At 47.5% G+C, this 14,549-nt stretch carries 15 protein-coding genes, 1 pseudogene and 1 riboswitch; of the genes and pseudogenes, 1 reads left to right on the top strand and 15 read right to left on the bottom strand.

Annotated elements, in window-relative coordinates; genetic code table 11:
* Positions 1-63 precede the first annotated feature (63 nt).
* The 13 genes and pseudogenes from RTR76_RS20885 to RTR76_RS06680 all read right to left on the bottom strand — a co-directional run.
* A pseudogene (locus RTR76_RS20885) lies at positions 64-330 on the bottom strand (BMC domain-containing protein); the annotation flags it as partial.
* 4 nt (positions 331-334) lie between these two features.
* On the bottom strand, positions 335-844 hold the full coding sequence (locus RTR76_RS06735) for a glycerol dehydratase reactivase beta/small subunit family protein (RefSeq protein WP_312518254.1): 510 nt from the start codon (positions 842-844) through the stop codon (positions 335-337).
* The gene (locus RTR76_RS06730; RefSeq protein WP_312518253.1) at positions 795-2,618 is read right to left on the bottom strand and encodes a diol dehydratase reactivase subunit alpha; all 1,824 of its coding nucleotides are present in this window, start codon (positions 2,616-2,618) and stop codon (positions 795-797) included. Before RTR76_RS06730 ends, RTR76_RS06735 begins: the two co-directional genes overlap by 50 nt.
* An 11-nt stretch (positions 2,619-2,629) precedes the next feature.
* On the bottom strand, positions 2,630-3,139 hold the full coding sequence (locus RTR76_RS06725) for a diol dehydratase small subunit (protein WP_312518252.1): 510 nt from the start codon (positions 3,137-3,139) through the stop codon (positions 2,630-2,632).
* Positions 3,140-3,156: 17 nt separating this feature from the next.
* Positions 3,157-3,804: a propanediol/glycerol family dehydratase medium subunit gene (locus RTR76_RS06720; RefSeq protein ID WP_312518250.1), complete on the bottom strand. Its 648-nt coding sequence runs from the start codon at positions 3,802-3,804 to the stop codon at positions 3,157-3,159.
* 29 nt (positions 3,805-3,833) lie between these two features.
* Complete coding sequence (locus tag RTR76_RS06715; RefSeq protein WP_312518248.1) at positions 3,834-5,504, bottom strand: propanediol/glycerol family dehydratase large subunit; 1,671 nt, start codon at positions 5,502-5,504, stop codon at positions 3,834-3,836.
* An 18-nt stretch (positions 5,505-5,522) separates the two neighbouring features.
* On the bottom strand, positions 5,523-6,314 hold the full coding sequence (pduB, locus tag RTR76_RS06710) for a propanediol utilization microcompartment protein PduB (protein WP_312518246.1): 792 nt from the start codon (positions 6,312-6,314) through the stop codon (positions 5,523-5,525).
* Between the two features lie 24 nt (positions 6,315-6,338).
* Positions 6,339-6,614 carry a propanediol utilization microcompartment protein PduA gene (pduA, locus tag RTR76_RS06705; RefSeq protein WP_312518245.1) on the bottom strand — a complete coding sequence of 92 codons (276 nt, stop codon included), beginning with the start codon at positions 6,612-6,614 and terminating at the stop codon, positions 6,339-6,341.
* Positions 6,611-7,048: a EutP/PduV family microcompartment system protein gene (locus tag RTR76_RS06700; RefSeq protein WP_312518243.1), complete on the bottom strand. Its 438-nt coding sequence runs from the start codon at positions 7,046-7,048 to the stop codon at positions 6,611-6,613. The genes pduA and RTR76_RS06700 overlap by 4 nt, the downstream gene beginning before the upstream one ends.
* Before the next feature lie 7 nt (positions 7,049-7,055).
* A complete protein-coding gene (locus tag RTR76_RS06695) occupies positions 7,056-7,397 on the bottom strand; it encodes a BMC domain-containing protein (RefSeq protein WP_312518240.1) in 342 nt (113 codons plus the stop codon).
* A 341-nt stretch (positions 7,398-7,738) separates the two neighbouring features.
* Positions 7,739-9,361: a response regulator gene (locus RTR76_RS06690; protein WP_312518237.1), complete on the bottom strand. Its 1,623-nt coding sequence runs from the start codon at positions 9,359-9,361 to the stop codon at positions 7,739-7,741.
* A gap of 27 nt (positions 9,362-9,388) precedes the next feature.
* Complete coding sequence (locus RTR76_RS06685) at positions 9,389-10,612, bottom strand: PocR ligand-binding domain-containing protein (RefSeq protein ID WP_312518235.1); 1,224 nt, start codon at positions 10,610-10,612, stop codon at positions 9,389-9,391.
* 149 nt (positions 10,613-10,761) lie between these two features.
* Positions 10,762-11,790: a nicotinate-nucleotide--dimethylbenzimidazole phosphoribosyltransferase gene (locus tag RTR76_RS06680; RefSeq protein WP_312518233.1), complete on the bottom strand. Its 1,029-nt coding sequence runs from the start codon at positions 11,788-11,790 to the stop codon at positions 10,762-10,764.
* A 105-nt stretch (positions 11,791-11,895) separates the two neighbouring features.
* Positions 11,896-12,094: riboswitch (cobalamin riboswitch) on the bottom strand.
* Positions 12,095-12,363: 269 nt separating this feature from the next.
* On the opposite strand from RTR76_RS06680, the gene RTR76_RS06675 reads away from it, so the two are divergent.
* A complete protein-coding gene (locus tag RTR76_RS06675; protein WP_312518231.1) occupies positions 12,364-13,521 on the top strand; it encodes an iron-containing alcohol dehydrogenase in 1,158 nt (385 codons plus the stop codon).
* 84 nt (positions 13,522-13,605) lie between these two features.
* On the opposite strand, the gene RTR76_RS06670 is transcribed toward RTR76_RS06675, so the two are convergent.
* Complete coding sequence (locus tag RTR76_RS06670; RefSeq protein ID WP_312518229.1) at positions 13,606-13,932, bottom strand: CC/Se motif family (seleno)protein; 327 nt, start codon at positions 13,930-13,932, stop codon at positions 13,606-13,608.
* Between the two features lie 5 nt (positions 13,933-13,937).
* Entirely contained in the window at positions 13,938-14,549 is a 612-nt protein-coding gene (locus RTR76_RS06665) for a hypothetical protein (protein ID WP_312518227.1), read from the bottom strand.

The following is a 14,549-nucleotide window of genomic DNA, read 5'->3' as shown; positions in this document are numbered from 1 at the left end:
ATCTGCTGTATCCACAGCCAATGCAGCACTCTTCTTGGCAGGTCCGACTGTTTCTTTAGTAACGATCAGGGCCTCCACCTCATAATGAGGGCGTGGAATAACATGAGTTGCCACTACCCGGTTAACCCTGGCAGCCGCCGACGCAGCGGCATCAACCGCAGCCTTGACAGCACCCACATCACCGCTCATTTTTACAACAACCATGCCGCCGCCCTTTGTCAGCTCATAGCCGAGTAATGTAATATTTGCGGCTTTCACTGCTGCATCAGCAGCTTCCACAGCCGCTGCCAATCCTACTACTTCCAATAAGCCTACAGCGTTTTTGACCATGTCTTCACCTCCCCATGGTCTGAGCAGTTTCTTTCATTACCTTCAAAATAATTTCACGGATCATCTGAGTTAAGTCCGGCTCTTTGCTTACCACAGCCGGCAGTTCTTCATTTTTGAAGGGAATCCCTTTGATCAGCCGTGCCGCATTGTAACCAAACCGCCGCCACTCCTTGCTGTTCGATGCTCCGGCAGTTACAAACAAGGGCTGATCAGCCGGGAGCTTATGATGATGAATGCACAGCCCAGTGGAAGTGATGCCAATCCCTACCCCCAATTGAGACATTCCAGCTCCCTTATAGGCAAGAATCATGCGATCCTGTTCCTCATCCGGTACCACCGTATAGGGAACACCTTCCTCTTCAATGCCGGCCTGAATTTCCCTAATTTTTTGCTCACAGCCTTCATGTACATGGACACATAAGGCAATACTTGGTTTCGTTACCGCTTGACTTGCCTGCATAGTATCACGCCTCTCCATCCTGGTAGGATAATACCAGCCCGGTCGCAACTGCATTACGGGGCCCTTCCGTACCGCGAATGTTTCCCCTGCCGCAGACGATTCCATATTCAGCCAAGGCATCAGTAACCATATCAGCAACCTCAAAGTCCATGGCTGAACCACCGACCAGCACAACGAATTCAATATGGCGGATATTGCCGGTAGGCGCTACCCGGGCAAGTGAACGCAGTGCATTAGTGACAAACACCCGTTTTTTTGCTTCCCTGCGGACATGCCTTATTTTATCCAACGGATGAGCAAAGGGAATGGGCACCATATAGCCTTCTTTTAAGATAACCACCCTGGCAAAGACATGAGGCTCTAGATGCTGATCATAAAACCTGACTGTTCCGTCTTCCAGTCTGACATGGTAAAGACTCTCCACCTTGGCAAGAGGGTATTTTTTAATGTCCTCGGCCAGATCAAAATCCTCCAGCCCAAGTTCGGAATTGATCAGCATGGTAACCATATCACCGGCTCCGCCCAAATGGATGGACAATACCCGCTCATCGCGCGTAATAATGGCAGCGTCAGTCGAGCCTCCGCCCATATCCAAAATAGCCAGTGGTTTGTCGGTTCCCGGCGTGGTTAGCGCTCCGCGAATTGCCATATTTGCTTCCACACCGGCAATGATTACCTTGACCCCTAGTTCGGCTGTCAATTGAGTGGCAATCTGCTGCATGGGAAGCCGGCTGGTTTTTACCATCGCCGCTAAAGCAACCGCATTTTCCAGTGCAAACTCTCCCGCTAAGCCGCCTTGCACCTTTTGCGGAACAAAAGTATCTACTGCCAAAACATCCTGGATTTTCATTTCCGCTGCCGGCTGGCCAGTAAGCTCTCCCATTACCTGCCTTACTCTTTCGAGCATGCCGCCGGCATTCGTTCCCGCTTCCCCCTGGACATCGCTAACCGGCTGAACGCGTTCCACTGCTTCCATAATCTTAGCTGCTCCGGCTTCCACATCAACATCATGCTTGCCTTTTTGTCCGGTGACCGTAATAAAACCGGCCGGTATGGACCGGGCTTTTACATCACCTTCCGGAGTACGGACAACAACTGCCGAACGGTTACCAATCAGCGCCCGGGCAATCGGTACAACCATTTTGGTTTCTTCCGGCGTTAATTGAAATACAGTAGCAATGCCATAGGGATTGGACAATGTCTGAATGGTTTGCCCCGCCTGGGCTACTTCGACTGCTGCCAGCATGCCGACAGGCACTTTTTCAATATAGGTTACTTCATCAATCAGGGGGATTCTGCGCATCAGACGATTGCCAATCAGTACGGCATCATCCTGCCTGACGATAGCCCCCTGTACTTGAATACCCCGTTCTGCGGCAGCATTAATGGCATAGGCCGCATCTTCAAAATCAATGCCCTGCTCAATTATAACAATTACATCGGTACCACCGGCAATGCTCCCCAATTCGTGCAAGGCAACGGTTACACCGACGCCAAGCCCTACGCCTCCCGGCGTAGACGGGTTGTGGCCAATCATCGTTGACTCGGTAATAATGGTTTCCGTAATTGTTTCCATTGCCAAATCACCGATCACCGGTGTTGCTTCATTTATCCTTATTTCTGACAAATCGCTCATACGCAAAGCCACTTTGCCAAGAGCTTCGGTTAAAGCAGCGATAATGCCCGGAACATTAGCAGTTGTTCCCTTGATGCCGGTGGTCTTTACAATACTGCTGGCCAGGTATTCGGTTGTCTGACCACGGGTGCTCCGGGCCAAACAAACTTCGGTTGTAGAATTACCGATATCCACTCCGGCAATAATTGGCATATGACTCCCACCTATTCCGTTCTAAGTCTGTTGCGGCGTTCATAAACACCTGCAGCCTCTCTCACAAAATCTGCATTGATTTTCGCATTGTACTGCTGCTCCAGCTCATCGGCAATTGCCAGAAGCTCTGGTTTGGTTGAGCGATACGGCCGCAGCGCATTGTATATTTCCAAAACGCGATTGTCTGGAATGGCTGTCAGCTCGGCAGCCCGGCGCAGATTGCCGGCGAACTGATTCCGTCCTACCCCATCGGCAATTTGGGCCTGCAGCCGGAGCGTTTCAGGAGTAATGCGCACATCTTCTGATTTGACATCACCCTTGATTACCTTTTCCAGGGTTATATCGGCTAACCCCTTGCCGGAAGGTGTTTTTAGAAGTTCAGGGCGCTTGGCTGCCAGCGGATAGTCGCGGTCCGGGCACAAGCCGGCTGGTGCAGCGGCTGCAGCCGGTTGAACCGCTTGCTGCCCCATGGATTTCAGTACTTCCCGTACCAGTTCTTCTACTATTTTGTTCTCAATCATGGTTTCGTCACCTCCGTCTAGTTAAAACTGTACTCCAATTCTATCGGCTTAGCGCCTTGCACAACATGTTCGGTTTCTTTAATATGCAGCACCGCCGCTTTTGCCTGAAATTTTGGCCGGGCCATTTGATCATTCCGCGTCGGTACCGGAGTCGGTGATTCCCCTTTGGCATACTTGGCAGCATTACGGCCAATTTGACGATATACCTCTAGATCAAGTAACGGCGATTGCGAAAACAATTCCAGATTGCTGAGAGGCGGTAAATCTTTTTGATGGATTACCGTAGTCCCTCGAGACTGGATACCGATTGCAATGCCGGACCCGCTTAATTTGGTAGCATCATGGGCAGCAAATGCCACATCAGAAGAACGCAGAACGCGAATTACTCTTGCTCTTACCCCTTCTTCTTCAATACCCGCAATCATTTCCCGCAGAACATCACTATGAGGAATATTTACGATGGTTTTATTCTGGTATTTACCAAAAGCAGGAGCAACGGCAATAATGACTTCATCCGCTTTGCTGCCCGGTCTGGCCTCGCCTTTTTCCACCAGCGTCATTGAGCGGCCCAGCAGAGCTACCGGTTTAGACGCCGACTGGGGCTGCTCCATGCCTGCCAACACTTGCGTTACTATTTCACGAATTAACTGTTCGTTAATTTGCATCTCACGTAGCACCTCTCTTTCTCTTTTCCTCACACATCAAAATCAGACGGACTAATCGCCTGGCGTATATTTTTTATTTCATCCCAGCGCTCTTTGCTCATACGATAGCCTGTTCCGGGTCCGCGGTAATCATTGCGGCAGTTAACGGCACTAATAACATTCAGGTCCTTATCGAGAATAGCCGACGTATGGAGATAGTCACCTGAGATCCGCTGTTTCAAGGTACCAAGCACATTTTCGGCAACATCGGTAAAGCCGTTTTTAGCAAGTGCTTTTACAATATCCACACCAGTTATCCCACGTTTCATCATATCTTCAGCTGCCTTCAAGTCTTCTACAATGTTGCGGCCCGGCATATCCTTGGTGCCGTGAGCATACGTGGCAGCTTCCACTTCTGCATCGGTAATGGCCGGGAAACCGAACTCTTTAAACACTGCCTGCAGGGCTTTTGCTGCCTTGTTGCGAACAGCAATAACCTCTTCTTCCGAAGCAGGACGCAGGCCGCCATCTACCATCAAATCGCGCTGAATAATGTTCCAGTCATCATAGTCATCTACGTCCCAGTTAGAACCGGCGAACATATTATCATAGTTGGGAGAACCGCTGTAGCCGGAGCAAATGAAATCCGTTCCCGGCAACATTTGCATTAAAGTACGGGCTGTACGGCGAATATCGGAATGGGTAAAAGTCTGGTCATTGCTTGAAGCAACTTCCATATCAAGCATAGTGGTACAGAGGTTTTCCGCCAAAATGGCACGGATACCGGAAGGAACGGCAGCCGGTACACCCACGCAGCTTACTGAACCATTTTGCAGGCCCTGTACTCCGGCGCCCCGCGTAACCATAATGCAGCGTATTTCCAAATACAGCATTGATTTGCCTTCGGCATATCCCATTTGTACTTCTGATCCGGTTCCGGAAGTGAAGCGCATTTTTAGTCCCCGCGAAGCATAGGCCGACGCTAAGAAGGCCTTTGACCAGGGAGTATCATCACCATCAACAAAAACATTTTCCGTGCCATAGACGGAAATGGTTTCGGCATAAGCAGTTATACCGCGCATCCCCAGCAAAAGCTCAGTTGCCTCCTCCAGAGCACACTGGATCAGCACACCGCCGCGTCCTACCTGGCCGCCAACCTGCAAGGAAAGCGCATTAAACGGGGCGTAACGCACAACTGCTACTGTTGTTTCCATTTCATCGAATCCGCGCATAGCGGCTTCAGCAGCATCAGCTGCAATTAAAACCGGATTATCTTTGGTATTCGTGATGTGGCACTGATTGGACGGAATCTTGCGGGCTCGCATTTTTTGCATAGCCATCATCATTTCCACGACATTCATGGTATTAAAGACAGCAACCAGCTTGGCTGCAGTCAGGCCCCTGCACAAATTAACAACTTCCTGACGGGAAACGTTAATATCGACAAGCATCTTGGCAATGGCTGTATCTTCCATCGCCATGGCCCGTTCTGCAACCGTTACATCAATGGCGTAATCGGCAATAAACTGATCAATAAAGTCAAATTTAGCGCGAGGTACACCGTCCATTTCAATGATTCTGCCATTTTCGATTTTGATACTTGGCTTGGGATCATTGGGACTGCCCATGGCGATGAGACCCACTTCAGGCCATTCAACGACAAAACCGTCCTGATTAACAGGGCGAGCTTCCAATACTTCAAAGCGTTTTGATCTTTTCATCTCTTTCTCCCCCCTGTTTTAGATATACGGTGTTGTTACTGAAGGAGCAGGACCACCCATTGCTTCCAGCAGTTTTTTACCAACCTCTCTCGCGGCAATGACGGATTGACGTACTGCCCCGGAATCGCCTGTCACCTGCAGGATGACTTCGTTGGAATAGCTGGTTCCGCTGGCAGGGCTGGCATAGCCGACAACCTCGACATTAGCCGTCTTTACCGCAACATCGGCCATTAGCACGCCAATCGCTGCAGGTGCTCCGACAATCAGGCCAAAGGCTTTGCCGATTGGTGCTCCAAAAGCTTTATTAATGGCATAGCTGGCACGGGCGGTATATTGCAGCTCCAGATGACCTGCATCATTGGCATACACGTCGCCGAAGGTACGATTCAATTCTTTTAAGGCGACTTCAATAGCCCGGCGGGCATCGGAGACTTCTTCAGCACCGAAGATGATTAAGCTCCCATGACCGGCTCCGCCTTTGGTATCACGTGCCAGCTCAATGGCAACAATTTCCGTATTTGTTGCTTTTACTGCCTCATCGGCAGCCATAATATGCGGACCGGCTCCTGTACGGGCACCTAAAATTCCGATGGAACGGTATTTGGGGTCCAGTTTCATCTTTTCATGCAGCATAGGATCTACATTGGCAATTACCAAGCCAATCGTATCACCGATAGCGGTGCCAACGAACTCGGTAAGGGCAGGATTGGCGGTCACCTTAGCGTCTTCTCTGGTCGGAGCGGCAGGGGCAGCCGTTTCCATCCGTTTTTTAATTTCATCCATTACCTTCTCAATCAGTTGATCTTGCATACAATCCACCTCCAAAAATAATCACTATTTAAATTTAGGAAGAATTTTTTCCACATCCCCATGAGGGCGGGGAATAACATGAACGGAAATGACTTCACCGACATTCCTGGCTGCCGCTGCACCGGCATCAACAGCCGCTTTTACTGCTCCCACATCACCGTTGACCATAACGGTTACCAGGCCGGAGCCGATTTTTTCGTAGCCTGCCAGCACGACATTTGCTGCTTTAACCATAGCATCAGCAGCCTCAATAGCACCAACCAGGCCCTTGGTTTCAATCATCCCTAACGCTTCACTCATTTTTTACACCCCCTCTCACTTATATGGCCCATTAGCTCAGCAAGTCCGGCTCCTGTAAAAGCAGAGACTGGAAATACTTTTTCTCTGACGCCCGCTTCTTGCAGGCGAAGCCTGGCTTTATCCTGATTTGTTTCAGGCAAATCAACCTTAGTAATTACACCTATAACAGGACGGGAAAACATAGAGACAAACCCTGGCGGCAGCAATACGCGATAATCGTTCGCGGCTTGCACCAAAAGGATCAATTCAGCTTGGGCAGCTGTCACCATTAGGGCTGAATAAAAACGGGGAATCTGCGCATATTCACCGGGAGTATCAATGCCGCCATCACAAAAACGGATACTTTGGGTTTTTTCTGCCTTGCCTGACGTTTGCTGCAAGGCATTAAGCAAGGATGTTTTTCCTGCGCCAACAGGACCTATCAACATAATCATACCGGCACTACGTTCTCGTCATTTTGGGAGTAAAGAACCCCAGACCTTCGCCCAATACATTCGTTACCTGGCTCAGCGCAGCTTCTACTGCCGATACTGTGCCGGTAATCACCAGCGAACCGGTAAAGCGATCCATAAACCCCACTTGAACAGCTGCTGTTTTTGTTGCCACATCGGCAGCAATGATTGCCGCTTCACAGGGCGTAATCGTTAATATACCAATTGCTCCCGTATTGCCGATGCCCAGCTTTTCACATAGATCTTTCTTGGGATTGGCAATGATGTGAGCAAGAGTCACTTGTTTACCCGGTACATACTCCTGCACCATTCTCGGCTTTTCTACCGTCATACGCTCTCACCATCAACTTTCCAGATAATCCGAATTGCGATTTCGCTGAATTATCTTGCTAGTATAAAATTATCTTTTTTTGCCCGTCTACCTTGAGGAAATATTGCTTATCGCCTGTACTTAATTGCACTCTTATCACAATAGTGCAATTTTTAAATTAAGCTTTTGGCTTACACAATGGTACTTTTTTAATATTCTGTGATAAATTTGCTTACAAAAGCAAAAAAGGACTGTTTTATAACAGTCCTTTTTTATGCTTGGCCTATTCCTAACGGGCAAGCACGCATCCAGTATTTTATTGCTGTTCTATATCACTCTCTTGTCCCACGGTAACCGAACCTTTACTCTACTTTACTTTTCCGGGAAGCAGCCCGATATTGATTAGGCGTAACATTGACCTCTTGTCTAAATACCCGGCAAAAATAGCTGGCATCCTGATAGCCGCACTCCAGAGCAATGCGGGCTATCGTCTGATCGGGATATTTGAGCATGCGTTTGGCTCTTTCAATTCTTGCTTTTGTTAAGAATTCAACAAAGTTCATACCTTTTTCCGCTTTAAAGAGACGGCTGAAGTAGAAAGGGCTTAAATGCACTGTATGAGCTACTTCTTCCAGAGATAAATTTTTATGGCAGTTCTTTACGATATAATCACTTGCTTTATTAATAACGCGAGCATTCATTGTATCCCGGTTATGGAGCATATTGTCCATAAACCGGTCTAAAGCCTCTAGTACCCATTGATGTATTTCATCCTGCCGCTCACACTCTTCAAGCAGATTAATTGCATTAAAATTAAGCAAAGTAAGCTGTTCGAGATTGGCTCCGCCTTCCACTGCCGCCCGGGATAACACGATCAGCAATTCAAGCACATAAGCCTTGACTGTTTCCATTCCCGCTTGGGACGTGAAAATTTCATCAAGGAGCCGGCGCAAAGCCTCCTTAGCCTGCTTGCGCTCGCCGCACCGCACTTTATCCAGTAAATCCCGCTCATAGTGGAAAGGATAATGAATCGGCAAGGGACTTAAATGACCAATATCTTCGATATGCATGACATGCGTAGCACTCACATAGCAGCGTTGTCTGAGTACACTGACAGCATCCAGATAGGATTTATGGACCTCCAGAGGCTCCCGGTAATAACGTCCAATACCAATAGTAATGCCGATCCCTAGTGACTGAAGCGCGCTGGTGTGCAGGTTTTCGGCTATTTTCTTTATATGCTCTGTCGTTTCCGTCTGATTATATTCTTCACCACAGCCGAGCAATATGATGATATTATCGCCCCCAAAAGGAGTAACCAGTGCCGTATTCCCCAATTGGTTGCAAATGTGACGAAAAACCTGCTGCTTAACAAACTGCTTCCTTGATTCTCCTCCATCCCGGGTAATCTGCTTAAAATTATCGATATCGGCAACTAGCACGACTCCCGGATCAGTCTTCATGCCCAGGAAGTTCGCTCGTTCCTCAAAGTGATTCATATCGCTGATATTGCCGGATATAAGATCATATACAAAAGACATTTGAATGAATGGCATAGCTTCTTCCAGGTTTTTCCTAAGCTTCTCTTCCTGCCGCCGCTGCTGCTTACGCTGTCCCACTTTTGCGCTGACTTCTTCCAATGTTTGCAGTAAATCTGCAGGCCGCAAAGGCTTAAGCAAATACTCGACAGCCCCTGCAGAAAGAGCCTGTTTCGCATAGCTGAATTCATCAAAAGCGGTCAGCATCACGATCATCACTTCTGGCATTAGCCGACGGATCTTGAGGGCTGCTTCCAATCCATTTACTTCAGGCATGCGAATATCCATGAGAATAATATCCGGTCTTTCGCTATCGGCAAGCCGTATCGCACTTGTTCCGTCCCCTGTTTCAGCCACAATGCGTATATGGGGGCATTTCTTTTCAATAATATAGCGCAATGCCTGACGTTCCAGTTGTTCATCATCTGCAATCATTAGCGTAACCATGACAAAGTTCTCCCCTGCTTTAGCGTTTTACGAATGATAACATAAGGGAAGATACATATAAACATTTGTGCCTTCACCAAGCTTGCTATCAATATTTAGTCCATACTGGCTGCCGAAATAATGTTGGATCCGCTTATGCACATTAATTACACCAATACCTGTGGAATGGCCTTGTGTGACCGTTCTTCTTTCCGCTCTGAGCATGTTACGAATCCGTTCCGGCGCCACACCAACACCTGTATCGGACACAACAATTGTTACCCTCTCGCCCTCTGACTTGCCGGAAATATGGATACACCCGCCGTCTTTCTTAGGCTCGATACCGTGAATAATAGCATTTTCCACTAAGGGCTGCAGGCTGAGTGCAGGTATGGCCACCGTCAGCAGCTGTGGGTCAATCTCAATTATTGCTTGAATTCGATCGCCAAAACGAGCTTTTTGAATAGTCAAATAATCATTGATATACTTAATCTCGTCTTCAACTGTTCTAAGCTCCTCAATATCCCTCAGGTTATTGCGCAGCAAGTCAGAAAGAGAGTACACAATTTCCTGGGTTTGGTTTGCCCCTTCCAGTAAGGCCAGGCGGGCAATTGTGTTTAGCGTATTGAATAAAAAATGAGGGTTTACTTGCGATTGGAGTGCTTTCAGTTCACTTGCCCGAAGCAGGCTCTCTAAATCAGCCTTTTCCTTCATTTCTGCCATTAACTGCTTTTGGGCAATATTTGCTACTCCCATTTCCACGATATAATTGGACATGATATAAATCAAATCAGCTGCAGCCTTCAATTTGTTTTCCGGTATGATTTCAACTATATCGAATAACTCAGATAAGGTAGCCTCATCCATTGCATAAGGTGCTAACCGGCGAAACATTTCCTGTTTGGCATCGAAATCTTCTTGCGGCAAAACGACCTGTCCAGCTAAAAATGCTCCAAGATATTCGTTCTGCACAATAATAGGTGCAGCCAGGTCGGTAAGCCCGCCGTGACAGTGATAAACGAAAGGCCGGTGCAACTCTACTGCTTTTCTGCCGCCCCGATCGTCGCAGGCCATACAACGAACAAAGCCTTCCGGATGAGAGCGGACAAAGGTGCAAAACTTGGTAAAGTTACTTGGCTTAGTAATAGGCTTGCCATCGGGATCAACTATGACAGCCGCCAAACCGGTAGCTTCAGAAAACTTATCCTGAATTTCCTGCAGCACTTGCGTATTGACAATTTCACCTAAAGAAAACTTGGTATAAAATTGCACAAAATCCCCCCCACACATAAAAACAATAGGAATAAATAGGACTTTATTGCTCGTGTAAGGGGAATTATTGGCTACCTCCCATCCCAGTTCCTGCGTACAGCAATAAATCAATATTTGACGGCAAATAACTAATATTCAAAATGTTCTTTTCATATTGCCGCCAATTGAGAAGGTTCAGGCTGACTGAGAACAAAATCAGAAAGTCTTGCCGTATGATAAATGGCAAAAATCATCGTTTTTAGCATGGAAATCATCAATATCGCTCCCGTACCTTCACCAAGGGCCATATTGGCCCGAATGGGCACATCGTCTACCAAAATATTGCCTAGTAAAAGAGCATAGGCCATTCCCGGTTCCTTTGACAGATGGGAGGGAACAGCAAAATTTTCCGCAGTATTATGAATTCTGGCAGCACAGGCATAGGCTACTGCCGTAATAAAGCCATCAATAACAAAAGGCACCTGCTGTTTGGCACACTCAACCATCCCCGCACAGATTGCTACAATATCAAAGCCTCCAACTGACCGTAAAACATCTTCAACGGACCGGAATTGGGGCTTATGACGCTCAACGCCTTTTGCTACAACAATGCGTTTTCTTTTCAGTACCTCGCTGGTACCACCTGCTCCAGAGCCGACGACAAATTCGGGCAGTATGCCTGTAAGTCCATGCAGGACTGCTGAGGACGTAGTCGTATTGCCAATTCCCATTTCACCAAACGAAATCAAATTTACGCCTTCTTTGGCAGCACCCGCAACCGCCTCAGAGCCAGCGTTCCAGGCTGCTGAGAATTCCTCTGCCGACATTGCTTCTTCTTTCATAAAATTTTTTGTCCCGAAAGCAGCTTTGCGATTCAGGCCTGCTGCCTTTTGATGATTAATTCCTACATCGATAACGGTGTAGGGAATAGTATTAGCCTGGCAGAAACAACTTATCGTGGCCTTACCGTCAACCATGTTTTGTGCTTGTAAATAGGTAATTTCCGCTGGATAACTGACTACCCCTTCCTCCACTACTCCGTTATCTGCTGCAAAAATAAAATGATGAGGCTTAATTTCCTGATGCATGGTACCCCAGGCCAGCAGGATTTTACGGATATGTTTTTCTAACAACCCTAAGCTTTCCGTTGGTTTTGCCGCACCATTAATCAGTTCTTCTACCCTTGCCTGATAGTCCATTCTTTTCTCCCCCTATTTTTCATTTCCCAGTAAAAAAAGCCTAACCCCAAAAGGGCTAGGCTTTTTACAAATCCTATCCTTCTGGCATTCCTTCTTTCGCGGAAGGTTAATGACAGCCAAACAGGCAGGTCTCCTGGCTTACAGATCATCAGAATCCTGCGCCTTCCCGGATTTAACGGTGGCATTAGCAGGCTTTCCTTCCTGATTACAGTGGCGCGACCGCGTCGTTTACGGACGATACGTCCTTCGAACTTCCCTATTCTCCTCTTTTCGCTAAAGAGGCACCTGTTTAGTGGCATATGTAGTTGTAAGTATCGTACCATTTCTATCTATGAGACCGTTCTCCTATCGCATTTTTGCGCTTAGCAATATGTTAAAGCATTTGGTAAAAAAAATGCTATTCCTGATATTATTCAGTTCGACGACAGGCTTACCCCGGCTAGACAGCCGCTAGATTTGTTAAGCTGTAGGATTAAATTGCCAATCTGCTGCCAAGTGCGGCATTCCAGCTTGTACCGCTCAACATACAATGGTATCCTGTGGACAACACTATTTTTACGAAGGGACTATCGTATGAATAAAATACACGAATATTTTATGACTCCCATCAGCATTTTAGGTACAGGCTGTCTTGGACAGATTACTACCTATATCAAGCCTATGGCCTGCAGGAAAGCCCTTGTGGTTAGTGATAAGGCATTGGTAGACATCGGATTGATTAACGGTCTCCTTGAACTGTTGTCTAACGCGGGGATTTTTTATGTCATTTATGATAATGTCTCCCCTAATCCTACCGTGCAGCAGGTCAATTACGGTTTGAAGCTGTTTCGTGACAATGGCTGTGATTTTTTACTGTCTTTCGGCGGCGGTTCTCCCCATGACTGTGCCAAGGCAATTGCCCTGCTTGCAACAAATGGCGGAGCTATCAGCAATTATGAAGGCTTAAATAAATCAAAAAAGCCTGCAGCCCCCCTTATTGCCATCAACACCACCTCCGGTACAGGCAGTGAGTTAACCCGCTTCTGTGTAATTACCGATGAGGAAAGACATATTAAAATGACAATTAATGACTGGCATGTTACTCCCTGCATTGCTGTAAACGATGCCGAACTGATGACTGCAATGCCGCCCGGCCTTACTGCCGCCACAGGCATGGACGCCCTGACCCACGCCGTTGAGGCTTATGTATCAACAAATGCAACACCGGTCACTGACTGCAAAGCCCTAAAAGCAATCGAGCTAATCAACCGAAATCTATTCACAGCTTATCAAGACGGTAACAATCTTGAAGCCAGGGAAATGATGACCTTTGCCGAATACTTGGCCGGTATTGCCTTTAATAATGCCAGTCTGGGCTATGTACATGCTCTTGCCCACCAACTGGGCGGCTTTTACAACTTGCCCCATGGTTTATGTAATGCAATTTTATTGCCGGCAGTGATGAAATATAATCTGCCATGCGCTATCGATAAATACACTGACATTGCCCGGGCTATGGGTATTGTCACTAACGGGCTGACAGCTGAGGAAAGCGCCATGTTAGCAGTTAATAGGGTTCGTAAACTGAGCCAAAGCCTTGGTTTGCCTCAAAAGCTCAGTGAAGTACGCGGTTTTAAAGCGGAAGATATCCCGCTCCTGGCTGCCAATGCCCTGCTTGACATCTGCTGCCTGACTAATCCCCGCCAGGGAACGCAGGAGGAAGTAGAGGAAATTTACCGGTCGCTGCTATAAACAATAGTAGAAAGGGTAGCTTACACGAAGTAAGCCACCCTTTCTACCTATATGTCACACAAAAAGGGGACAGTCCCCCTTTTTTTATTTATAACTTGCGATTGGCTTAGCCCCTTCGATCTCCAGCCAGCTCCAAAATAACATTTTCTTTACCCGTATTACCATAGAAGGATAGTCTGCTTTAGGCTGGATATTAGGAGCATAGAATACAGTAATATCTTCAATGCTAACCCGGTTATATTGGTCAGGCTCGGTGGGCGGCCCCAATGTTATCACCGGCAGATAACTGCCGGTGATATGCTGGGTAGAGCAGGCACAGCCGCCCATTGCAGGCTCAAGCTTCAAACTGACAACAACAGAGCCCGACCGCTTATTGATATACTGTGCCGCTGCCTGTTCAACGATAAACATGCCCTTCACGCTCCAGGCTTTAATCCCAAGGTCCGATAAATAGCCGCTAAATCCTGTAATAAAGCCGCCCTTATCACAGACTCCTTCCCATGGAGCATTTCACTTGCGGTAAAGGCTGTTACTTCCTGCAGCAAACCGTCTGCTGCTGCAATTACTTTTTCTATCCCGCCCTGCTGATAAGCTGGTAAAAGCACTTCATTAAACAGCCTGCTATCCTCAGGCTGATATTCAAAAACTGACCGCCAAAGCTTCAGCCAATCTGCCTCTTTGCAACCTAATTCGTGCAATACCTGTACTTTACCACTGCCAATCGAGATTAAAAGAGCAGACAGATATACACGAAACGCCGTATTAAGCTGCTTCTTGGTCACTTTCTTTTCCACTGCCGTCCTGGACAAACGAATGCCACTTTGCCCTTTAACGCCAAATATTGTTGCAAATAGTTCATCCATTCCGGCAGCAGCTATAAATAAGACGCGTCTTTGCTGCTCATTGCCGGATTGCTGGCCCCCCCTGCTCAAGTACCGTTGCGTATACCGGCCGACAAGACGGTAATAGGGTCCTTTCATCCCTGCAAACAGATCATGAATGACGGTTACAATAGGGATGACGATCAC

The organism is Anaerospora sp. (genome assembly GCF_032013335.1).
Lineage (GTDB): Bacteria > Bacillota > Negativicutes > Sporomusales > DSM-15969 > Anaerospora.
The sequence above is the reverse complement of the archived record's forward strand: the minus strand, read 5'-3'. Positions and strand labels throughout refer to the sequence as shown.